Genomic DNA, 22,304 nt, shown 5'->3' with positions numbered 1-22,304 from the left:
CGGGCGGCGTGTTGGTCAGGGCTCAGGTCCGCCTTGAGCCCTGATGCCTACCGATCAATTCGTCTGCCAGCTCTTGACGAGTTCGTCGTAGTTGACGGTGATCGGCTTTTCCTTCTCGTTTTCGATCTTGAGTTGCGGAGCGAGGTTGCCCTTGGAGACGGCGTCCTTGTTCCAGTATTCGAGATCATGCTCCTCGGCGAGCTTCGGACCCATGTCGCCCATGACGCCGGCGCGCTCGAGACGCTCCAGCACCTTCTCCTGCTCGGCGCAGAGCGAGTCCATGGCTTCCTGGGCCGACTTGGCGCCCGAGGACGCGTCGCCGATCGCCTGCCACCAGAGCTGCGCGAGCTTCGGGTAGTCCGGGATGTTCGTGCCGGTCGGCGACCACTGGACGCGGGCCGGCGAACGGTAGAACTCGATCAGGCCGCCGAGCTTCGGCGCACGGTCCGTGAAGCTCTTGTGCTGGATCGTCGATTCGCGGATCAGCGTCAGGCCGACATGGCTCTTCTTGACGTCGACGGTCTTGGAGGTGACGAACTGCGCATAGAGCCAGGCGGCCTTGGCGCGATCGTCCGGCGTGGACTTGAGCAGGGTCCAGGAGCCCACGTCCTGGTAGCCGAGCTTCATCCCGTCCTTCCAGTAGACGCCGTGCGGGCTGGGGGCGAAACGCCACTTCGGCGTGCCGTCTTCGTTCACGACCGGAAGACCCGGCTTCACGAAGTCCGCAGTGAACGCCGTGTAGGTGAACATCTGCTGGGCGACCTCGCCCTGGCTCGGGACCGGGCCGGATTCGGAGAAGGTCATGCCCTGGGCTGCGGCCGGCGCGTAGGCCTTCAGCCACTCCAGGTACTTCTCGATCGAATAGACCGATGCCGGGCCGTTGGTGTCGCCGCCGCGGGCAACGCAGGAGCCGACCGGACGCGAGTTCTCGTCGACCTTGATGCCCCATTCGTCGACCGGCTTGCCGTTCGGGATGCCGCGGTCGCCGTTGCCGGCCATCGACAGCCAGGCGTCGGTGAAGCGCCAGCCGAGCGACGGGTCCTTCTTGCCGTAGTCCATGTGCCCATAGACCTTCTTGCCGTCGATTTCGCGACCGGTGAAGAATTCGGCGATGTCCTCATAGGCCGACCAGTTGACCGGCACGCCGAGGTCGTAGCCGTACTTCGCCTTGAAGTCGGCCTTGTTCTTCTCGTCGTTGAACCAGTCGTAGCGGAACCAGTAGAGGTTCGCGAACTGCTGGTCGGGGAGCTGGTAGAGCTTGCCGTCCGGAGCTGTCGTGAACGAGGTGCCGATGAAGTCGGCGAGGTCGAGGCCCGGGTTGGTGACGTCCTTGCCCTCGTTGGCCATGAAATCGGTCAGCGAACGCGCCTGCTGGTAGCGCCAGTGCGTGCCGATCAAGTCACTATCGTTGACGTAGGCGTCGTAGATGTTCTCGCCCGACTGCATCTGCGTCTGCAATTTCTCGATCACGTCGCCTTCGCCGATGAGGTCGTGCGTCAGCTTGATGCCGGTGATCTCCGAGAAGGCCTTGGCGAGCACCTTGGATTCGTATTCATGCGTGGTGATCGTCTCCGACACGACCTTGATGTCCATGCCGGCGAAGGGCTTGGCGGCGTCGATGAACCATTGCATCTCCGCTTCCTGTGCGGCGCGGTCGAGGCTCGACATGTCGCCGATCTCGGCGTCGAGGAATTTCTTCGCGGCCTCCATATCCGCGAAGGCCGTGCCGGTAAAGGCCAGCAGCATGACTGCAGTCGTTGTCATCAGTTGCTTTCGCATAGTTTCCTCCCTCAGGGTTTGCGAATGCGGGTTGAAGAACCGGGGTTCCGGTCCTTCGAGCTTGGATACGTCAGACGTAGCGGAACACGCCGATGGCGTAGACCACGCACAAGGCGAGTGCCCACCACAGGTTAGGGCCGACGAGCCCCAGCCATGCGAGATTGATAAATGCCGAGCCGAGCAGCGAGATGAACAGGCGGTCGCCGCGGGTCGTCTCGAAGCGCAGGATGCCGATGCGCGGATGCCCTCCCGGCCGCGCGTATTCCCACACCGCCATCAGTGCCAGCAGCGCGAAGATGGTGAGGAAGAACATGGCGGTCGGGAACGACCAGGCCATCCAGCCGCCGGGTATGAGCGGCGCGAACCAGTCGCGTCCGCCGTCCTTGACCGGCAGCGACATGACCAGAACCCCGGCTGCGAGCGCATAGATGAGCAGTACGGCGAGCAGCGCCAGCGGCCAGCGGCTGTTGTTGTTCGTGGTTGCGGCCATCATACCCTCCCGAGCGCGAAGCCCTTGGCGATGTAGTTGCGGACGAAATAGATGACGAGCGCGCCGGGGATGATGGTCAGGACGCCGGCTGCGGCCAGCACACCCCAGTCCATGCCGGAGGCCGAGACCGTGCGCGTCATCGTCGCGGCGATCGGCTTGGCGTCCGTCGTCGTGAGCGTACGGGCGATCAGGAGCTCGACCCAGGAAAACATGAAGCAGAAGAAGGCGGCGACGCCGATGCCGGACGCGATCAGCGGCACGAAGATCTTGCCGAAGAACCTCGGAAACGAATAGCCGTCGATATAGGCGGTCTCGTCGATCTCCTTGGGCACACCCGACATGAAGCCCTCGAGGATCCAGACGGCCAGCGGCACGTTGAACAGGCAGTGCGCAAGGGCGACGGCGATATGCGTGTCGATCAGGCCGAAGGCGGAATAGAGCTGGAAGAAGGGCAGGGCGAAGACCGCCGGCGGCGCCATGCGGTTGGTCAAAAGCCAGAAGAACAGGTGCTTGTCGCCGAGGAAGCGGTAGCGCGAGAAGGCGTAGGCCGCCGGCAGGGCGACGGCGACCGAGATCGCCGTGTTCATCACCACGTAGATGATCGAGTTGATGTAGCCGGAATACCAGGCGGGATCGGTGAAGATCACCGCATAGTTCCTGAGCGTCGGGTTCTGCGGCCACAGCGAGAAGGTGCCGGTGATCTCGGTGTTCGTCTTGAAGCTCATGTTGACGAGCCAGTAGATCGGCAGCATCAGGAAGACGATGTAGAGGGTCGGCACGATCCAGCCGAAGTTGCGGCGCGGCGCCCCTTCCATGGCGATCGTTTGCGTCCGTGCCGGTGAAGGCGCTGTTGCCGTCGCGGCGGCTGACGTTTCTGTTTGAACGCGGGCGGTCATCTCGTCCTCCTCAGGCCTGTTCGTCGCTGCTGGTCATGACCGTGTAGAAGATCCACGACAGCAGCAGGATGATGAGGAAGTAGATGAGCGACATGGCGGCCGCCGGCCCGAGGTCGAACTGGCCGATCGCCATCTTGACGAGGTCGATCGACAGGAAGGTGGTCGAGTTGCCGGGACCGCCGCCGGTGACGACGAAGGGTTCGGTATAGATCATGAAACTGTCCATGAAGCGCAGGAGGAAGGCGATCAGCAGCACGCGCTTCATCTTCGGCAGCTGGATGTAGCGGAAGACGGCCCAGCGCGAGGCGCCGTCGATCTTGGCGGCCTGGTAGTAGGCCTCGGGAATCGAGACGAGGCCGGCATAGCAGAGCAGCACGACGAGGCTCGTCCAGTGCCAGACGTCCATGACGATCAGCGTCACCCAGGCGTCGAAGACGTCGTTGACGTAGTTGTAGTCGAAGCCGAGCGCCTTCAGCGTGAAGCCGAGCAGGCCGATGTCGACGCGGCCGAAGACCTGCCAGATCGTGCCGACCACGTTCCACGGGATCAGGAGCGGCAGCGCCATCAGCACGAGGCAGACCGGCACGCCGATGCCCTTCTTCGGCATGTTCAGCGCGATCAGGATGCCGAGCGGGATCTCGATCGACAGGATGATGGCCGAGAACAGCAGGTTGCGGCCGAGCGCCTGCCAGAAGCGGTCGGAATGCAGGATTTCGGTGAACCAGTCGGTGCCGGCCCAGAAGAACTGGTTGTTGCCGAAGGTATCCTGGACGGAATAGTTCACCACCGTCATCAGCGGGATGACGGCCGAGAAGGCCACCAGCAGCAGCACCGGCAGCACCATGAACCAGGCCTTGTTGTTCCAGGTCTTTTCCATGGATCAGGCCTCCCTGCCGACGCGCCAGCTGTCGGCGTAGATGTTGATGGCGGACGGATCGAAGGTGACGCGCGCGTCGGCGGGAACCTCCCCGTCCTCGGGCAGGACGATGGCGATCGGCTTGCCGGCGAATTCGGCGCGGACGATCTTCTGCCGGCCGATGTCTTCGACCTTGTTGATGCGGACGTGCATGCCCTCGCGGCCGAGGCGGACGAATTCCGGCCGGATGCCGAGTTCGGTCTTCGCGCCTGCGGCGACTTTCGGGCTGAAGTCCAGCGCGATCGTGTCGGTGCCGAGCGCCACGGTGCTGCCGGTTATCTGCGCCGGCAGCAGGTTCATGCCGGGCGAGCCGATGAAGTAGCCGACGAAGGTGTGGCTCGGGCGTTCGAACAGTTCCGCCGGCGTGCCGATCTGGACGATCTGGCCGTCATACATGACGACGACCTTGTCGGCGAAGGTCAGCGCCTCGGTCTGGTCGTGGGTGACATAGACCATGGTGAAGCCGAACTGCCGGTGCAGCTTCTTCAACTGCGAACGCAGCACCCACTTCATGTGCGGATCGATGACCGTCAGCGGCTCGTCGAACAGGATGGCGTTGACGTCGTTGCGCACGAGGCCGCGGCCGAGCGAGATCTTCTGCTTCTGGTCGGCGGTCAGGCCGCGCGCGGTCTTCTTCGCCCAGCCGCCAAGGCCGATCATGTCGATGATCTCGTTGACGCGCCGGTCGACCTCGGTTTCCGGGACGCGCCGGTTGCGCAAGGGGAAGGCGAGGTTGTCGTAGACCGTCATCGTGTCGTAGATGACCGGAAACTGGAACACCTGGGCGATGTTGCGCTGCTGGGTCGAAAGCCGGGTCACGTCGTGGCCGTCGAACAGGATTTTTCCTTCCGAGGGCTGCAACAGGCCGGAGATGATGTTGAGCAGCGTGGTCTTGCCGCAGCCGGAGGGACCGAGCAGCGCATAGGCGCCGCCGTCGTTCCACTCGTGATGCACTTCCTTCAGCGCATAGTCGGCTTCCGACTTCGGCCGCTCCCCGTAGGCGTGGCGGATATGTTCGAGATTGATGCGTGCCATGGGGTCCTCCTCAGGCCGCCGCTGGGCGGGCGATCGCCCTGCCGTCCGGTGCGAACGCCATCAGGTGGCGCGTGTCGACATAGACGGTGATCGCGGCGTCCGGCTCGATGTCGTGGATGCCGGGTGCGAGCATGACCCAGCGCGTGTCGGCGAATTCGACGTGGACGAAGCTTTCCGAGCCGGCGATCTCCGAGATCGCCGTGCGGACCGTCACCGGGGCAGCCGACGCCGACTGGGGGCTGAGCGCCAGGTGATGCGGCTGGAACGCGACGGTGCAGGGGCCGTCGGGGATGCCGGCGAGATGGGCGGGGACGGACAGGACGCGCTCGCCTTCCAGCACGAAATGGCCGTTCGTCTTGGTGAGTGCGAAGGTATTGAGCGGGGGATCGGCGAAGGTCTCGGCGGTGATCAGGTCGACCGGCCGGCGGTAGACGTCGATGGTGGGCGCGAACTGGGTGATGCGGCCCTCAGCCATGGTGGCGGTGTGGCCGCCGAGCAGGAGCGCCTCGGACGGCTCGGTCGTCGCATAGACGAAGATCGCGCCGGAGGCGGCGAAGATCTTCGGCAGTTCCTCGCGCAGTTCCTCGCGCAGCTTGTAGTCGAGGTTGGCCAGCGGCTCGTCGAGGAGGACGAGGCTCGCATTCTTGACGATGGCGCGGGCAAGGGCGGTGCGCTGCTGTTGGCCGCCGGAAAGGTTCAGCGGCGTGCGGTCGAGGTAGGGCGTGAGCTTGAGCAGGTCGGCGGCCTTGCGCACCTCGCGGTCGATCGTCGCCCGGTCGGCACCCTTGATGCGCATCGGCGAGGCGATGTTCTCGTAGACCGTCATCGCCGGGTAGTTGATGAACTGCTGGTAGACCATGGCGACGCTGCGGTCCTGCACGCGCACGCCGGTAACGTCCTTGCCGTCGAACCAGACCGAGCCGAAGGTCGGTTTGTCGAGGCCGGCCATCAGCCGCATCAGCGAGGTCTTGCCGGACAGCGTCGGGCCCAGCAGCACGTTCAGCGACCCGCGCTCGAGCACGAGGTTGGTCGGGTGGATATGCGTCTCCCCGCCCACGACCTTCGCAGTGTCTTTCAGTTCAAGCATTCATGTCTCCAATGTTCCTCCCAGCCATCGGAAGCCCCGTCAGCTCGGGGGATGCAACGCCTTCGTCATGTAGTCCTCGAGAGCGTCCGCCTCGGCGGCCGTCAGGTGCAGGCCGCGCTTGGTGCGGCGCCACAGCACGTCCTCGGCGTGATGCGCCCATTCCTCCGTCATCAGCCAGCGTATCTCGATCTCGTAGAGATCGCTGCCGAAATGGCGACCCAGGTCTTCGACCGTTCCTGCCTCGCCCAGAAGCTTCGATGCGCGCGTGCCGTAGAGGCGGACGAGGCGGCGCGCATGGGCGGGTGCAAGAAAGGGATAGCGCTGCGCCAGCCGGGCGACCTCCGTCTCGAACGCGCCGACGCCGAAATCGCCGCCCGGCAGGCGTGATCCCGCAGTCCATTTGCGCCCCTTCTCGCCGATCGCATCGCCGATCTTCTCCAGCGCCGATTCCGCCAGCCGGCGATAGGTGGTGAGCTTGCCGCCGAAGACGTTGAGCAGCGGCGCCTGATGGCTGTTGCCGTCCGTCTTCAGGACGTAGTCGCGGGTTGCCTCCTGCGCCTTGCTGGCGCCGTCGTCGAACAGCGGGCGGACGCCGGAATAGGTCCACACGATGTCCTCGCGGCTCACGGGCTCGACGAAATACTCGCTCGCCGAACGGCACAGGTAGTCGATCTCCTCGTCGCTGATCCTAGCATCGCGCGGATCGCCCTCATAGTCGCGGTCCGTGGTGCCGATCAGGGTGAAATCGTCCTGATAGGGAATGGCGAAGATGATCCGGCCGTCGGGATTCTGGAAGAAATAGGCGCGCGGGTCGGCGAACTTCCTGCGCACGACGATGTGGCTGCCCTGCACGAGGCGGACATTGTGCACGTCGTTCTGGCCGAAGGCACCGGCGAGCACCTTGTCGACCCAGGGGCCGGTGGCATTGACGAGCATGCGCGCCCTGATGACGTCGCGCTCGCCGGAGGCCACGTTTTCGGTCTCCACGTCCCAGTGGGCGTTTTCCCGGCGGGCCGAGACGACGCGGGTGCCGACGCGGATGTCGGCGCCGCGGTCGGCCGCGTCGCGGGCGTTCAGCACGACGAGGCGGGCATCGTCCACCCAGCCGTCGGAATACTCGAAGGCCTTCTGGAACAGTTTCTTCAGCGGCTTGCCGGACGGATCGCTGCGCATGTCGAGGGTGCGCGTCGCCGGCAGGAGCTTGCGGCCGCCGATGTGGTCGTAGAGGAAGAGGCCGAGCCGGATCAGCCAGGCCGGGCGGATGCCGCCCCTGTGGAACGGCAGCACGAAGCGCATCGGCCAGATCACGTGCGGGGCCATTGCCCACAGGATCTCGCGCTCCATCAGCGCCTCGCGCACCAGCCGGAATTCGTAGTGCTCCAGGTAGCGCAGGCCGCCATGTATGAGCTTGGTGGAGGCAGACGAGGTGCCCGAGGCGAAATCCTTCATCTCGGCCAGGACGACGGAATAGCCGCGGCCGGCCGCATCACGGGCGATCCCGCATCCGTTGATGCCGCCTCCGATGACGAAAATGTCCCTGACTGCGTCGTCCGCCACGTTTTCCCCTTCGATTTCGCAGCGCACAATTTTGCGCAATTGCGAAATCCAGGGAAGTTAAAACGAAAATTTTCCGAATGTCAAACGAATGTGGGCGAAGGGCGATCAGCTGCTGGAGGTCTCCAGCAGACGCACGTCCTGGTCGAGGCAGATGGCGCGAATATTGTCCAGGGGACAATGGTCGGTGATGAAGGTGTGGACCTGGGAAAGGTGGCCGATGCGGACGGGCGCTGTCCGCTCGAACTTGGTCGAATCGGAGACGAGGATCACGTGGCGGGCGTTGGCGATGATCGCCTGGGCGACCTTCACTTCGCGGTAGTCGAAGTCGAGCAGCGCTCCGTCGTGGTCGATCGCCGAGACGCCGATCACGGCATAGTCGACCTTGAACTGGCGGATGAAATCGACGGCCGCCTCGCCGACGATGCCGCCGTCGGCGCCGCGCACCACGCCGCCGGTGATCACCACCTCGATCGAGGGGAAGCCGCGCAACCTGTTGGCAACGTTGATGTTGTTGGTGATGACCATCAGTTCCTTGTGGTCGAGCAATGCCTCTCCCACCGCTTCGGTCGTCGTGCCGATATTGATGAAGAGCGAGGAGTTGTCCGGGATCATGGCGGCGGCGGCGTGCCCGATCGCCTGCTTCTCCGCCGCTGCGATCGACCGGCGGGCCTCATATTTGACATTCTCGTTGCCGCTCGGAAAAAGCGCCCCGCCATGGATGCGGGTCAGCACCTTGTTGTCGCAGAGATCGTTGAGGTCCTTGCGGATCGTCTGCGGGGTGACCGAGAATCGCGTCGCCAGATCCTCCACGAGCACGCGGCCCTCCGCCTTGGCAAGCTCCAGGATTTCCGCTTGCCGGCCTGTCAGAAACATCGATTCCTCCCCGCGCTTTCGTTTTGGTTCATCATATGCAAAAACGAAAGCATCGCAATTCGCCTCGCGCAGACAGTTGGTGGGCACGGGCTTTTTTGTGATACTTCGTCCTGGGTGCGCACCGATTGGGGGAGATCGCCATGTTCCATCCGGCCTTGTTCAAGGGCGCCAATGTCGTCGTCACCGGCGCCGGCCGAGGGATCGGCCTGGAGGTCGCGCGGCAGTTTCTGGATTGCGGCGCGCACGTGCTCCTGCACGGCGGCCGTGCGCCGCCGGATTCGATGCCGGATTTCCTGACCGAGGCGATCGAGGAGGCGCGGGCGCACGTCGTCTATGCCGATTTCCTCGGCCCGCAGGGCGTTGCAGAGGTCGTCCGCCGCGCCGACGACCTGTTCGAAGCGGTGCATGTGCTGGTCAACAATGCCGGCACCATGGTCGGCCGGTTCCCGGCCGGAACGCTGACGGACGAACAATACGAGACCGTCGTGCGCCTCAACCAGACCTCGGTGATGGAAGTGACGCGCGGCCTGCTGCCGGCGCTGCGCCGGGCGGACACGGCCGCCATCGTCAACACGGTCTCCATCTCGGCGCTGACGGGCGGCAGCCCGGGCTCGGCGATCTATTCGGCGACGAAGGCGTTCGTATCGACCTATTCCAAGGCCCTGGCGCGCGAGCTTGCCCCCGACGGCATCCGCGTCAACTGCGTCTCGCCCGGAACGATCACCACCGATTTCCACGAGCGCTATTCCACGCCGGAGAAGCTGGAGGCGACGCGCAAGTCGATTCCCCTGCAGCGGCTCGGCACCGCGCAGGATTGCGCGCCGGCCTATCTCTTCCTCGCGTCGAACGCCCTGTCGGGATACGTGACGGGCCAGGTCCTGGAAGTGAACGGCGGCCAGCTCATATGCTGAGCGCGCTGATGCGGATCGGCAACGCTGCGGCGGAAATGCGGCGATGCGTTTGCGCCTCCACCGTTGTGCCTTGTTTTTGACGCACGAGATCAGTCCAGCGATTCGGTTCGTGCCGATCGGGGCTGCATCTGGTGTCGGGAGTTCAAATGAGGCAGTTCAGTGAGCCGGGTGCTGATCCGGGCGCAAGTTTCGACCTGTTCGTCAATCAGGCGCGGAAGGCGAGCCGCTTTCTCAAGGCGCTGTCGCACGAGACGCGGCTTCTGATCCTGTGCCTCCTCACGGAGGGCGAGAAGACGGTGGGCGAGATCGAGACCATCCTCGACCTGCCGCAGGCGGTCGTCTCGCAGCAACTGGCACGCCTGCGCCAGGACCAGCTCGTCGTCACCCGTCGCGAGGGACGGCAGGTCCACTACCGGCTTGCCAACGAGCAGGTCACCGCTGTCATGGGCACGCTCTACGACGTCTTCTGCCGGCCGCTGATGGCGCGCGAGCAGGGCGTCTGAGGCCTGCCTTCGCGTCTTTTCGGCGGCACGGCAGGCATGCCGCCTGCAACCGCGCCTATCGCCGGACGTCGATGACGGCCCGTCCCCTGACCTTGCCCTGAAGGACGGCCGACGCCAGCGCCGGCAGATCGGCCAGCCCGTGTTCGCTGACCATGTCGTCCAGCTTGTCCAGCGGCAGGTCGGTGGCGATGCGGCTCCAGGCGTCGAGGCGCTCGTCGCGCGGGCGCATGACCGAATCGATGCCGAGCAGGCTCACCCCGCGCAGGATGAAGGGGATCACGGTGAAGGAGGGAATGGCGGCGCTGCCGGCAAGCCCGATCGCGGCGACGGCGCCGTCATATTTCACCTGCTTGAGGACGCGCATCAGCATGTCGCCGCCGACCGAATCGATGGCGCCCGCCCAGCGCTCGGATTCCAGCGGCTTGTCCGAGGCTTCGGCAAGCTCGGCGCGGTCGATGATCGTGTCGGCGCCGAGCCCGCGCAGATAGGTTTCCGCTTCCGGCCGGCCGGTCACCGCTGCGACGCGATAGCCGAGACGGGAGAGGATGGCGACGGCGACGGACCCGACACCGCCGGCCGCTCCCGTCACCAGCACCTCGCCGCGGGGCGGCGAGAGCCCCGCCTTTTCCAGCGCGATGACCGCGAGCATCGCCGTCAGGCCGGCGGTGCCGATGGCCATGGCCTCGTGCGTCGTCAGCGCCTTGGGCAGGGGCACGAGCCAGTCGCCCTTGACGCGCGCCCGGGTGGCATAGCCGCCCCACCAGGTCTCGCCGACGCGCCAGCCGGTCAGCACCACCTTGTCGCCGGGCCGGAAGCGCGGATCGGACGAGGCTTCGACCGTGCCGGCGAAATCGATGCCGGGGACATGTGGAAAGCTGCGCACCAGGCCGCCCTTGCCGGTGATGCAGAGCCCGTCCTTGTAGTTCAGGGTGGAATATTCGACGGCGACCGTCACCTCGCCGTCCGGCAGCCTGTCGTCGGCGAGTTCCTGCACCGAGGCCGATACCGTGCCGTCTTCGCCCTTTTCCACCAGGAGCGCCCTGAATGTCATCGCGTCGATCCTCTTCCCGCTTTCCTCGCCCCATCTATAGAGCCTGCCCCGTTTGTCGCGCCACCGTTCTTTTGTATGAAGGGGCGGGGAGTTGCTGCAGATGATCGACAAGCTGGAATATTTCATCGCGCTTGCGCGCGAGCGGCATTTCGCCAGGGCCGCCGACGAACTCGGCATCTCGCAGCCGACGCTGTCGGCGGCGATCCGCCAACTCGAGGATCAGCTCGGCGTCGTGCTGGTCAATCGCGGCTCGCGCTTCCAGGGGCTCACGCCGGAAGGGCAGCGCGTGCTGGAATGGGCAAGGCGCATCGTCGGCGATGCGCGCACCATGCGCGAGGAGATGCGGGCGGCGCGAAAGGGGCTTTCCGGCCATATCCGCCTTGCCGCCATTCCGACGACGCTCGCCATGGTGCCGCGGATCACCGCCCCCTTCCAGCAGAAGCACCCGGACGTGACCTTCTCGGTGATTTCGGCCAATTCGCTGCAGATCCTCAGCCTCCTGGAAAACCTGGAGATCGATGCCGGGCTGACCTATCTGGAGAACGAGCCGCTCGGCCGCGTCACCAGCGTTCCCCTCCATCTCGAGCACTATCACCTGATCACGGCGAAGCACGGTCCCCTTGCCGATCGTGAAAATGTGACCTGGCGGGAAGTGGCCGATCTTAGCCTTTGTCTATTGACGGCCGATATGCAGAACCGGCGGATCATCAACAGCCACTTCGCCGAGGCGGGCGTCGGCGTGAATCCGAAGCTGGAATCGAACTCGATGATCGTGCTGTTCTCCCATGTCCGGACGGGGCGCTGGTGCAGCATCATGCCGCGAAACGTGGCGCTTTCCTTCGGATTTCACGACGAGATCAATATCATCCCGATTGTCGATCCTGCGCCGCATCACATCGTCGGGCTGGTGGCGACGCATCGCGAGCCGTTCACGCCGCTGGTGTCGGCCCTGCTGCACGAGGCGCGCCTGCTGGCAGAGCAGGAACTGAGATGATAGGATTTTTCTATCAATCGACGGTATGACGTTATTGACCCCTCACGGCTTCCCTGAGAAGCTTGCAATGCCGGGCACTTAAAGGCGGAAGACCGGGCTTGTCGGGCTGGAAGGCAACGGGCAGGCAGCCAGTCGCAAGCTGGATGTGCCGGCATCGTTCGGGAGGATTGCGCATGAACCTGCATGTTTCCGGTGACGTGGCGGCGAGGACCCTTGCCATCGTCACGGCGATGAAGGGGGCCGAAGGGCCGCTGCTGCCGATCCTGCACGAAATCCAGGCCGAGTTCGGCTATGTGCCGCAGGACAGCCTGCCGGTGATCGCGCGGGAACTGAACCTGTCGCGCGCCGAGGTGCATGGCGTTGTCACCTTCTACCATGATTTCCGCGATCACCCGACCGGGCGGCATGTGCTGAAGCTCTGTCGCGCCGAGGCCTGCCAGTCGATGGGGGCCGATGCCGTCGCCGCGCGCGTCAAGGCTCTGCTCGGCATCGATTTCCACCAGACGACGCTCGACGGGGCGGTCACGCTCGAGCCGGTCTACTGTCTGGGGCTCTGTTCGTGCGCGCCGAGCGCGATGCTGGACGGCGAGGTCCATGCCGGCCTCGATGCCGCCGCGGCCACCGAGCTTGTCCGGGAGGCACGCCGATGACGGTGAAGGTTTACGTTCCTAAGGACGCAGCCGCCCTGGCGCTCGGCGCCGACCGGGTCGTGGCCGCGATCGAGCGGGAGGCGGGCGAGCGGGGCGTGGCCGTCGCGATCGTGCGCAACGGCTCGCGCGGCATGCACTGGCTCGAACCGCTGGTCGAGGTGGTCGTGGATCACGAGCGCATCGCCTATGGCCCGGTCAGGGCGGGCGACGTGGCCTCGCTGTTTGCGGCCGGCTTCCTGGAGGGCGGCGACCATCCGCTCCGTCAGGGGGCGACGAAGGACATTCCGTTCCTGAAACAGCAGACGCGGCTGACCTTTGCCCGTTGCGGCATCGTCGATCCGCTTTCGCTCGACGACTATCGGCGCTTCCGCGGGCTGACCGGCCTGGAGAAGGCGATCGCGATGGCGCCTGTCGACATCGTTACCGAGGTCACCGACAGCGGCCTGCGCGGCCGCGGCGGCGCCGGATTTCCGACCGGCATCAAGTGGAAGACCGTGCTCGACGCCGCCGGGCCGCAGAAATACATCGTCTGCAATGCTGACGAGGGCGATAGTGGCACCTTTGCCGACCGGATGATCATGGAGGGCGATCCCTTCGTGCTGATCGAGGGCATGGCGATCGCCGGGCTTGCAACCGGCGCCACGAAGGGCTTCATCTACACCCGCTCCGAATATCCGCACGCGATCGCCGCCATGAGCGCAGCGATCGAGATCGCGCGGCGCGAAGGCGTGCTCGGTCCATCGGTCATGGGCTCGGGGCGCGCGTTCGACATGGAGGTGCGCGTCGGCGCCGGCGCCTATGTCTGCGGCGAGGAGACGGCGCTGCTCAACAGCCTCGAGGGCAAGCGCGGCATCGTCCGCGCCAAGCCGCCGCTGCCGGCGCACAAGGGCCTGTTCGACTGTCCCACGGTAATCAACAACGTCATCTCGCTCGCCTCCGTGCCGATCATCCTCGACCGGGGCGCGACCTTCTACCGCGACTTCGGCATGGGCCGCTCGCGCGGCACGATCCCGATCCAGATCGCCGGTAATGTCAAGCATGGCGGGCTCTACGAAACAGCCTTCGGGCTGTCGCTCGGCGAGATCGTCGACCACATTGCGGGCGGCACGGCCTCGGAGCGGCCGGTGAAGGCCGTGCAGGTCGGCGGCCCGCTCGGCGCCTATTTCCCGCGCGCCCTGTTCGACACGCCGTTCGACTATGAGAGCTTCGCCGCCAAGGACGGGCTGATCGGCCATGCCGGCATCGTCGTCTTCGACGATACGGTCGACATGCTGCACCAGGCGCGTTTCGCCATGGAGTTCTGCGCCATCGAAAGCTGTGGCAAATGCACGCCCTGCCGGATCGGCTCGACCCGCGGGGTCGAGGTGGCGGACAACATCGCCCATGGCGTCGAACCCGAGAAGAACCGCGAACTTCTGGCGGACCTCTGCAACACGATGAAGTTCGGCTCGCTCTGCGCGCTCGGCGGCTTCACGCCCTATCCGGTGATGAGCGCGATGACGCATTTCCCGGAAGATTTTACGCCGGCACCGAGGGTGGAAGGCGGCGGAATGAGCGAGACGGAAAAACTGAAAGGCCCTGCCTCCTACTTCCCCTCGATCGAGAAGAAGTACGGCCAGCCGATCGAGCATTGGAAGGCAATCGTCCGCGCGCAGGAAGGTAAGGCGCACATGCAGATCGTAGCGTTCCTGAAGGAGACGCACGGTCTCGGCCATGGCCATGCCAATGCGCTTGTGGCGGCCACGCTGGCCGAGAACGCGTAGAATTTGAACCAAGTCGTCCGGGCCTGACCCCGTGGCGCATCTGACTTGATCCGGAGGTTTCCATGTCCCTCATTCGTGAAATCGACTACGGCACGCCGGCCTCCAGGTCTGAAAAGATGGTGACGCTGACGATCGACGGCAACGAGGTCACGGTGCCGGAGGGCACGTCGATCATGCGCGCATCGATGGAAGCGGGCATCGAGATTCCCAAGCTCTGCGCCACCGACATGGTAGATGCTTTCGGCTCCTGCCGGCTCTGTCTCGTGGAGATCCAGGGCCGGGCCGGCATGCCGGCCTCCTGCACGACGCCGGTGGCGGCCGGGCTCGTGGTGTCGACCCAGACGCCGCGGCTGAAGGACGTGCGCCGCGGCGTGATGGAGCTCTATATCTCCGACCATCCGCTCGATTGCCTCACCTGTGCCGCAAACGGCGACTGCGAACTGCAGGAGATGGCGGGCGCGGTGGGCCTGCGCGACGTGCGCTACGGCTATGAAGGCGAGAACCACGTGCGCGCCCGCAACGACGGCGCCGTCAACATCAAGTGGCAGCCGAAGGACGAATCCAACCCCTATTTCACCTTCGACAGCTCCAAGTGCATCGTCTGCTCGCGCTGCGTTCGCGCTTGCGAGGAAGTGCAGGGCACGTTTGCGCTGACGATCGAGGGCCGCGGCTTCGACAGCCGCGTCTCCGCCGGCATGCACGAGGACTTCGTCTCCTCCGAATGCGTCTCCTGCGGCGCCTGCGTACAGGCCTGCCCGACGGCGACACTGACGGAGAAGTCGGTGATCGCCATCGGCCAGCCGGAGCATTCCGTCGTCACAACCTGCGCCTATTGCGGCGTCGGCTGCTCGTTCAAGGCGGAGATGCGCGGCGAGGAGCTCGTGCGCATGGTGCCGTGGAAGGACGGGCAGGCCAATCGCGGCCACTCCTGCGTCAAGGGCCGCTTCGCCTATGGCTACTCCACCCACCGCGACCGCATCCTCAATCCGATGATCCGCGAGAAGGTCTCCGATCCGTGGCGCGAGGTCAGCTGGGAGGAGGCGTTCGCGCATGTGGCGAGCGAGTTCCGCCGCATCCAGTACCAGTATGGCCGCGATTCCGTCGGCGGCATCACCTCGTCGCGCTGCACCAACGAGGAGACCTATCTCGTCCAGAAGCTGGTGCGCGCCGGCTTCGGCAACAACAACGTCGACACCTGCGCCCGCGTCTGCCATTCGCCGACCGGCTACGGCCTCGGCCAGACCTTCGGCACCTCGGCGGGCACGCAGAACTTCGATTCGGTCGAGGAAACCGACGTGGTCATCGTCATCGGCGCCAATCCGACCGATGGCCATCCCGTCTTCGCCTCGCGGCTGAAGAAGCGGCTGCGGCAGGGCGCCAAGCTGATCGTGATCGACCCGCGCCGCATCGACCTCGTCAAGGGGGCGCATGTCGAGGCGAGCTTCCACCTGCCGCTCAGGCCCGGCACGAACGTGGCCGTGGTCACGGCGCTGGCCCATGTGATCGTCACCGAAGGGCTCTTCGACGAGAAATTCATCCGCGAGCGCTGCGACTGGTCGGAGTTCGAGGACTGGGCGGGCTTCGTTTCCGAGGACCGGAACAGCCCGGAATCCGTCGAGGCGCTCACCGGCGTTCCGGCCGAACTCGTCCGCGGCGCGGCACGGCTGTTCGCCACCGGCGGCAACGGCTCGATCTACTACGGGCTCGGCGTCACCGAGCACAGCCAGGGCTCGACCACCGTCATGGCCATCGCCAACCTCGCCATGGCGACCGGCAATATCGGCCGCCCGGGCGTCGGCGTGAACCCGCTGCGCGGGCAGAACAATGTGCAGGGCTCCTGCGACATGGGCTCCTTCCCGCACGAACTGCCGGGCTACCGCCACATCTCCGACGATGCGACCCGCGCGATCTTCGAGAAGCTCTGGGGCGTGGAACTGAACGACGAGCCGGGCCTGCGCATCCCCAACATGCTGGACGCGGCCGTGGAGGGCTCGTTCAAGGGCCTCTACATCCAGGGCGAGGATATCCTTCAGTCCGACCCGGACACCAAGCACGTTTCGGCAGGCCTTGCCGCCATGGAATGCGTCGTCGTGCAGGACCTGTTCCTCAACGAGACGGCGAACTACGCCCACGTCTTCCTGCCGGGCTCCACCTTCCTGGAAAAGGACGGCACCTTCACCAATGCCGAGCGCCGCATCAACCGCGTTCGCCGGGTGATGACGCCGCGCAACGGCTATGCCGACTGGGAGGTGACGCAGAAGATGGCGCAGGCCATGGGGCTCGCCTGGAACTATCGCCATCCCTCCGAGATCATGGACGAGATCGCGGCGACCACGCCGAGCTTCGCGCTCGTCTCCTACGACTACTTGGACAAGATCGGTTCGGTGCAGTGGCCCTGCAACGAGAAGCATCCGCAAGGCTCGCCGATCATGCATATCGACGGCTTCGTGCGCGGCAAGGGCAAGTTCATCCGTACCGAATATGTCGCGACCGACGAGAAGACCGGCCCGCGCTTCCCGCTGCTTCTGACGACCGGCCGCATCCTCAGCCAGTACAATGTCGGCGCGCAGACGCGGCGGACCGACAATGTCGTCTGGCACGGGGAGGACCGGCTGGAGATCCATCCGCACGATGCCGAGAACCGTGGTATCCGCGAGGGCGACTGGGTGCGGCTTGCCAGCCGGGCGGGCGAGACGACGCTGCGCGCGCTGATCACCGACCGCGTGTCGCCGGGCGTGGTCTATACGACCTTCCATCACCCGGATACGCAGGCGAACGTGATCACGACCGACTTCTCCGACTGGGCGACCAACTGCCCGGAATACAAGGTCACGGCCGTTCAGGTCTCGCCCTCGAACGGACCTTCGGATTGGCAGATCGAGTATGACGAACAGGCCCGCCGCTCTCGCCGGATCACCGGCAAGCTGGAGGCGGCGGAGTAGGAGTTGGCGACGATGGCCGGTGTGGCGGTAGGGAGCGTTTCGTCGGACGCCGAAGTCCGATGAGCAGCTTCCGTGCGACGAAGACGGTCCCCGAACTTGCGCGCCGTTCCGGCCGGCTGGCGGCGGGCGAGCGGATCGTGCCCGAGGAGGTGCCGGTCGCCTTTACCTATCACGGCTCGACGCATGCCGTGATGATGGCCACGCCTGCGGACCTTCAGGATTTCGCCGTCGGGTTCAGCCTGACCGAGGGAATCGTCCGCGATGCCAGCGAGATCGAGGCGATCGAGGTCGTGGAGGAAGACAAGGGCATCGACCTGCAGATCCGTCTCGCGGACGCGCAGAGCGAGGCGCTGACGTCGCGCCGCCGCCACATGGCGGGGCCGGTCGGATGCGGGCTGTGCGGGATCGAATCGATCGAGCAGGCCGTGCGCATCACGCCATCGGTCGGCGGATCGGGTCTGGTGCTGACCGAGGACCAGGTTGTCGAGGCGGTGCGGCTGCTGAACGGCCTGCAGCCGCTGCACATCGAGACGCGGGCCGTGCACGGCGCGGGCTTCTTCGTCCCCGGCAAGGGGATGATCGCCGTGCGCGAGGACGTGGGCCGACACAATGCGCTGGACAAGCTCGTGGGCGCTGCCGCAAGGGCAGGGTATCGCGGCGAGGCGGGTGTGGTAGTGGTCACGAGCCGTGTCTCCGTCGAGATGGTGCAGAAGACGGCGGTTACCGGCAGCCCCTTCATCATCGCCATTTCGGCACCGACCGCGCTTGCCATCCGCACGGCGGAGGAGGCCGGCATGACGCTGATCGCACTGGTGCGCGGCGACGAGTTCGAGATTTTCACGGGCGCGGGGCACGTCCTGCCGGTGTCGGACGACGCCGTGCGCCGCGCCGGAAACGGGTAGGAAAGATATTGATGTCGCACGATGCAAAGCTGGTCCGGATGGCCAACCAGATCGCCACCTTCTTTCATTCGCAGCCACGGGAGGAGGGGCCGATGGGGGTTGCGACCCACATCAACAAGTTCTGGGAACCGCGCATGCGCCGGCAGTTCTTCGACATCGTCGACAATCATGGCGGCGCCGGGCTCGATCCGCTGGTGCTGGAGGCCGCTCCCCTGGTCAGGCGCCCGCCGGCCGAAGACCCGGCAACGCAGCCGCAGGGCGCGTAGCGGCGGCTCCTGTCCCAGTCTCAGGCGGAGACGAGCTTCGGAACGAGGAAGCCGGTGCGGCGGCGATAGGCGTCATACTCCGCCGCGAGCGGCGTGGAGGCGAACTTCTTTTCCTCCCCCTTGGCCGCGACCACGTAGATCACGATGAAGGCGATCACGGGTACGGCTGACCACGCCGTCCAGGTGGCGATCGCCCAGCCTGCCCAGAAGACGATGTAGGACGTGTAGAACGGGTGGCGCACATAGCGATAGGGGCCCGTGGTGACGAGGCTGTCGGGATTGTCGGGGTCGAAGGCGAAGCGCAGCCGCGCCCGGCGCGATGCGGCGATCGCCCACCAGAACATGACGGCCGCGACGATTTCCAGGCCGAGGCCGACGATCTGTGCGCCCACGGGCTGCGTGACGCTCCAGACCAGATAGAGGAAATAGAGCGTCGTTACGGCGACGACGGCGGAAATGACCTTGAAGCCGGAGGGCACCTGCGGTGACGAGAAATGCGCGCGCAGCGACCAGCTGTAGAAGGCGACGACGACGACGCTCATGCAGGTGACGGCAATATCCAGTGCTGTTTCCATTCCCCTGCCGGCTTTGCGCCGGCTCCCCAAAATGCAGGTCCCCGAGACCGCTGCACGGTGTCGGAACAGACGCAAGCCCAACTCACCCCATGCACGCTGCCGGCTCGCCGGACGGAGGTGCTCTGGTACGGAGCCAAACCATAGCGAGAGCCGCGAAATCCCGCAATGCGGCCTGGAACGTTTCCGCACCTTGCGATTGCGAGCCGGTCGCCTGCCGATCTTCAAGGCTTGTTAACCATCGGGGCGTAGTCTGCCGAAGGCGATTGCTGCGATGCGGATCAATGCCCTGCGGAAACGGAAGACGATGTTCGACAGCCAGACGATCGCGACCCGTCACGGCGCCGTACGCTATAGCGATACGGGCGGATCCGGCTTTCCCGTCCTGCTGATCCACGGTTCCAGCTTCTCGCGGCGCGTGTTCGAACGCCAGTTCGACAGCGAACTGGCAAGGCACTGGCGCCTGATCGCGCTCGATCTGCCGGGACATGGCGAATCGGACAACGCGCCGCAGCCGAACGTCACCTATACGGTATCGGGCTTTGCCGATTGCCTGGAAGAGTTCGCCGAACGGCTCGACCTGAAGCGGCTCGCCGTCTACGGCTGGTCGCTGGGCGGTCACGCGGCGATCGAATGGATGAGCCGCAGTACCCGCATTCGCGGGCTCATGCTGAGCGGCGCGCCGCCGATCTCGCGTGGCATCATCGGCATGTTGCGTGCATTCCATCCGTCGTTCGATCTGCTGTTGACGACGAAGCACAGCTTCACGGCGCGCGACGCGGCCCGGTTTTCATCCCTCTGCTTCGGCGCGCAGGAGCCCGCGCCTTTCCAGGATCTCGTGCTGCGCACGGACGGTCTGGTGCGGTCGAATTTCGGCCAGAGCCTCGCGCGCGGCGACGGCGCCGACCAGCGCAGGGCGGTCGAGGGGGCCACCGTCCCCATCGCCCTCCTGAACGGAGCCGACGATCCCTTCGTGCGCCTCGGCTATCTTTCGGGAATCCATATTCCGCACCAGTACGGCGACGAGCCGACGATCGTCATCGGCGCCGGCCACGCGCCGTTCTGGGAGCGGCCCGACCTGTTCAACCCGGCGCTCGATCACTTCGTCGAGGCGGTCGCCGCGGAAACCGCCTCGGCATGGCAGGCGCACGTGCACCGCGTGACGGCCCGCGCCCGGGCCTAAAGCCTTCGGGCGGACATCCCGCATGGCGAAAACGACGACGGCCGGTCTTTCGACCGGCCGCCAATGATCTTCAAATTTCGCGGTGCGGTGCGGTCAGGCCGCAATGTCCTCGATCTCGCGTTCCTTGAACATGCGCGAGAGGTTGAGGAAGCAGATCATGCCGTTCTCGTGGGCGATGATGCCTTCCGCATAGACCTTGTCGAACGAGGTCGTGACTTCCGGAACCGGCTGGATCTGGTCTCCGCGGATGGTCAGGATATCGGAGACACGGTCGACGACGAGGCCGACGACCATGTTGTGGACCTCGGCGACCACGATGGCGCTTCGCTCGTTGGCCTCGGTCGAGCGCATGCCGAGCTTGTGGGCGAGATCTATGATCGGGATCACCGTTCCGCGCAGGTTCATCACGCCGATCACGTCGGCCGGCGAATGCGGGATCGGCGTGGACGGCGCCCAGCCGCGGATTTCGCGGATCGTCGTCGTCTTTACGCAGAATTCCTGCTCGTGCAGCCGGAAGGCAATGATCTCCAGCGTTTCGCCGTCAAAGCCGGCGGTCTTAAAAGTCGTCATCTGTTGTCGCCCCAGTTTTCGTCGCGGTCCAAATAGCCGGAGGCGAGGATAGCCGGGGCGAGGTTAAGGATTGTTCAACCCGTCGCAGATGGGGCCGACGTTCCTCAGTCGCGCAGCACGGTCTCGAACTGCTCGAGCGCCCAGTCCACCTGATCGGCGGTGATCACGAGCGGCGGGGCGATGCGGATCGTGTCGCCATGGGTGTCCTTGGCGAGGATGCCGCGCGCCTTGAGCGCCTCGCAATACTTGCGCGCACCACCGGCGGCCGGATCGAGCTCGACTGCCAGCATCAGGCCGCGCCCGCGGACTTCGCGGACGATGTTGGAGCGGATCTCGCTGAGCCCCTTCTGGAAGCGCTCGCCCATGCGGGCGGAATTGCCGATCATGTCCTCCTCGGTCAGTACGCGCAGGGCTGCACGGGCGATCGCACAGGCCAGTGGATTGCCGCCGAAGGTCGAGCCGTGCTGGCCGGGCTTCAGCACGCCGAGAACCTCGGTGTTGGAGAGCACGGCCGAGACCGGGTAGAAGCCGCCGGACAGCGCCTTGCCGACCAGCGTGACGTCCGCCTCGATGCCCTCGTGCCCTTCCGCCAGAAGCCTGCCCGTGCGGCCGAGGCCGGTCTGGATCTCGTCGAGGATGAGCGTGATGCCATGGCTCGTGCAGAGCTCGCGAACGGCGGCGAAATAGCCGGCCGGCGGAATGAGGACGCCGGCCTCGCCCTGGATCGGCTCGATCAGGAAGGCCACGGTGTTTTCGTTGATGGCCGCACGGAAGGCGTCGATGTCGCCGAAGGGCACGTGCCGGAAGCCCGGGGCGAACGGCCCGAAGCCCTCACGGGCGTCCGGGTCGGTCGAAAAACCGACGATGCCCATGGTGCGGCCGTGGAAGTTATCGTTGCACACGATGATCTCGGCCTTGTCGCGCGCGACGCCCTTGACCTCGTAGCCCCATTTGCGCACGGCCTTGATGGCCGTCTCGACGGCCTCGGCGCCGGAGTTCATCGGCAGCACCTTGTGCGAGCCGGTCAGGGCGGCGATCTCTTCGTAGAAGTGCGCCAGCTGGTCGTTGCGGAAGGCGCGTGAGGTCAGCGTCAGCTTCTGTGCCTGCTCGACCATGGCGGCAAGGATCTTCGGATGGCAATGGCCCTGGTTGACGGCGGAATAGGCGGAGAGACAGTCGAGATAGCGGTTGCCGTCCACGTCCCAGACATGGACGCCTTCGCCGCGGGAGAGCACGACGTCGAGCGGCTTGTAGTTATGGGCGCCGAGACGGTGTTCGGTCTCGATCAGGCGTGCGGTGGTCGAGGTCATGGTCTTCTCCGGAGGTCGGGCGCAGCTTGCGGGCGCCAGGTATCAGGTATCGGC

The 22,304-nt window shown here is 65.5% G+C and carries 21 protein-coding genes; 9 read left to right on the top strand and 12 right to left on the bottom strand.

Features of this window, described 5'->3' with window-relative positions; translation table 11 throughout:
- Positions 1 to 54: 54 nt before the first annotated feature.
- The 8 genes from LQK81_RS09960 to LQK81_RS09925 form a co-directional block, all read right to left on the bottom strand.
- Entirely contained in the window at positions 55 to 1,779 is a 1,725-nt protein-coding gene (locus tag LQK81_RS09960) for an ABC transporter substrate-binding protein (protein ID WP_230805895.1), read from the bottom strand.
- Positions 1,780 to 1,849: 70 nt separating this feature from the next.
- Positions 1,850 to 2,269 (bottom strand): DUF2160 domain-containing protein, encoded by a 420-nt coding sequence (locus LQK81_RS09955; protein WP_230805893.1) that lies wholly within the window; start codon positions 2,267 to 2,269, stop codon positions 1,850 to 1,852.
- Positions 2,269 to 3,084 (bottom strand): carbohydrate ABC transporter permease, encoded by an 816-nt coding sequence (locus tag LQK81_RS09950; protein ID WP_230806527.1) that lies wholly within the window; start codon positions 3,082 to 3,084, stop codon positions 2,269 to 2,271. The genes LQK81_RS09955 and LQK81_RS09950 overlap by 1 nt, the downstream gene beginning before the upstream one ends.
- A gap of 91 nt (positions 3,085 to 3,175) precedes the next feature.
- A complete protein-coding gene (locus tag LQK81_RS09945) occupies positions 3,176 to 4,042 on the bottom strand; it encodes a carbohydrate ABC transporter permease (RefSeq protein WP_230805891.1) in 867 nt (288 codons plus the stop codon).
- A 3-nt stretch (positions 4,043 to 4,045) separates the two neighbouring features.
- Positions 4,046 to 5,116 carry an ABC transporter ATP-binding protein gene (locus tag LQK81_RS09940; protein ID WP_230805889.1) on the bottom strand — a complete coding sequence of 357 codons (1,071 nt, stop codon included), beginning with the start codon at positions 5,114 to 5,116 and terminating at the stop codon, positions 4,046 to 4,048.
- A 10-nt stretch (positions 5,117 to 5,126) separates the two neighbouring features.
- Positions 5,127 to 6,203 carry an ABC transporter ATP-binding protein gene (locus tag LQK81_RS09935; RefSeq protein WP_230805887.1) on the bottom strand — a complete coding sequence of 359 codons (1,077 nt, stop codon included), beginning with the start codon at positions 6,201 to 6,203 and terminating at the stop codon, positions 5,127 to 5,129.
- A 39-nt stretch (positions 6,204 to 6,242) separates the two neighbouring features.
- On the bottom strand, positions 6,243 to 7,760 hold the full coding sequence (gene glpD, locus LQK81_RS09930) for a glycerol-3-phosphate dehydrogenase (protein ID WP_230805885.1): 1,518 nt from the start codon (positions 7,758 to 7,760) through the stop codon (positions 6,243 to 6,245).
- A 105-nt stretch (positions 7,761 to 7,865) separates the two neighbouring features.
- Positions 7,866 to 8,633, bottom strand: coding sequence for a DeoR/GlpR family DNA-binding transcription regulator (locus LQK81_RS09925; RefSeq protein WP_230805883.1), 768 nt, complete (start codon positions 8,631 to 8,633; stop codon positions 7,866 to 7,868).
- Between the two features lie 140 nt (positions 8,634 to 8,773).
- On the opposite strand from LQK81_RS09925, the gene LQK81_RS09920 reads away from it, so the two are divergent.
- Together LQK81_RS09920 and LQK81_RS09915 are read left to right on the top strand one after the other, a co-directional pair.
- Complete coding sequence (locus LQK81_RS09920; RefSeq protein ID WP_230805881.1) at positions 8,774 to 9,544, top strand: SDR family NAD(P)-dependent oxidoreductase; 771 nt, start codon at positions 8,774 to 8,776, stop codon at positions 9,542 to 9,544.
- A gap of 146 nt (positions 9,545 to 9,690) precedes the next feature.
- Positions 9,691 to 10,047, top strand: a complete 357-nt coding sequence (locus LQK81_RS09915; protein WP_230805879.1) for an ArsR/SmtB family transcription factor — start codon at positions 9,691 to 9,693, stop codon at positions 10,045 to 10,047.
- Between the two features lie 55 nt (positions 10,048 to 10,102).
- Here LQK81_RS09915 and acuI read toward each other — a convergent pair whose 3' ends face one another.
- Positions 10,103 to 11,098 (bottom strand): acrylyl-CoA reductase (NADPH), encoded by a 996-nt coding sequence (gene acuI / locus LQK81_RS09910; protein ID WP_230805877.1) that lies wholly within the window; start codon positions 11,096 to 11,098, stop codon positions 10,103 to 10,105.
- Positions 11,099 to 11,198: 100 nt separating this feature from the next.
- Between acuI and LQK81_RS09905 the strand changes: the two genes are divergently transcribed.
- The 6 genes from LQK81_RS09905 (at position 11,199) to LQK81_RS09880 (ending at position 18,615) form a co-directional block, all read left to right on the top strand.
- Entirely contained in the window at positions 11,199 to 12,092 is an 894-nt protein-coding gene (locus LQK81_RS09905; protein ID WP_230805876.1) for a LysR family transcriptional regulator, read from the top strand.
- 173 nt (positions 12,093 to 12,265) lie between these two features.
- Positions 12,266 to 12,742 carry a formate dehydrogenase subunit gamma gene (locus tag LQK81_RS09900; protein WP_230805874.1) on the top strand — a complete coding sequence of 159 codons (477 nt, stop codon included), beginning with the start codon at positions 12,266 to 12,268 and terminating at the stop codon, positions 12,740 to 12,742.
- Entirely contained in the window at positions 12,739 to 14,505 is a 1,767-nt protein-coding gene (locus LQK81_RS09895; RefSeq protein ID WP_230805872.1) for an NADH-ubiquinone oxidoreductase-F iron-sulfur binding region domain-containing protein, read from the top strand. Before LQK81_RS09900 ends, LQK81_RS09895 begins: the two co-directional genes overlap by 4 nt.
- A 62-nt stretch (positions 14,506 to 14,567) precedes the next feature.
- Positions 14,568 to 17,447, top strand: coding sequence for a formate dehydrogenase subunit alpha (gene fdhF / locus LQK81_RS09890; RefSeq protein WP_230805870.1), 2,880 nt, complete (start codon positions 14,568 to 14,570; stop codon positions 17,445 to 17,447).
- A 59-nt stretch (positions 17,448 to 17,506) separates the two neighbouring features.
- Positions 17,507 to 18,349, top strand: coding sequence for a formate dehydrogenase accessory sulfurtransferase FdhD (gene fdhD, locus LQK81_RS09885; RefSeq protein WP_230805868.1), 843 nt, complete (start codon positions 17,507 to 17,509; stop codon positions 18,347 to 18,349).
- 11 nt (positions 18,350 to 18,360) lie between these two features.
- Positions 18,361 to 18,615, top strand: coding sequence for a formate dehydrogenase subunit delta (locus LQK81_RS09880; protein WP_230805866.1), 255 nt, complete (start codon positions 18,361 to 18,363; stop codon positions 18,613 to 18,615).
- Between the two features lie 20 nt (positions 18,616 to 18,635).
- Here LQK81_RS09880 and LQK81_RS09875 read toward each other — a convergent pair whose 3' ends face one another.
- On the bottom strand, positions 18,636 to 19,190 hold the full coding sequence (locus LQK81_RS09875; RefSeq protein WP_230805863.1) for a methyltransferase family protein: 555 nt from the start codon (positions 19,188 to 19,190) through the stop codon (positions 18,636 to 18,638).
- 304 nt (positions 19,191 to 19,494) lie between these two features.
- On the opposite strand from LQK81_RS09875, the gene LQK81_RS09870 reads away from it, so the two are divergent.
- Complete coding sequence (locus tag LQK81_RS09870; protein WP_230805861.1) at positions 19,495 to 20,370, top strand: alpha/beta fold hydrolase; 876 nt, start codon at positions 19,495 to 19,497, stop codon at positions 20,368 to 20,370.
- A 93-nt stretch (positions 20,371 to 20,463) separates the two neighbouring features.
- Here LQK81_RS09870 and LQK81_RS09865 read toward each other — a convergent pair whose 3' ends face one another.
- Entirely contained in the window at positions 20,464 to 20,940 is a 477-nt protein-coding gene (locus LQK81_RS09865) for a chemotaxis protein CheW (RefSeq protein ID WP_230805859.1), read from the bottom strand.
- A gap of 104 nt (positions 20,941 to 21,044) precedes the next feature.
- Positions 21,045 to 22,250: an ornithine--oxo-acid transaminase gene (gene rocD / locus LQK81_RS09860; protein ID WP_230805857.1), complete on the bottom strand. Its 1,206-nt coding sequence runs from the start codon at positions 22,248 to 22,250 to the stop codon at positions 21,045 to 21,047.
- Positions 22,251 to 22,304: the final 54 nt, after the last annotated feature.

The organism is Rhizobium sp. GN54 (genome assembly GCF_021026345.1).
Classification (GTDB): domain Bacteria; phylum Pseudomonadota; class Alphaproteobacteria; order Rhizobiales; family Rhizobiaceae; genus Mycoplana.
This window is presented reverse-complemented; position numbering and strand designations above follow the sequence as displayed.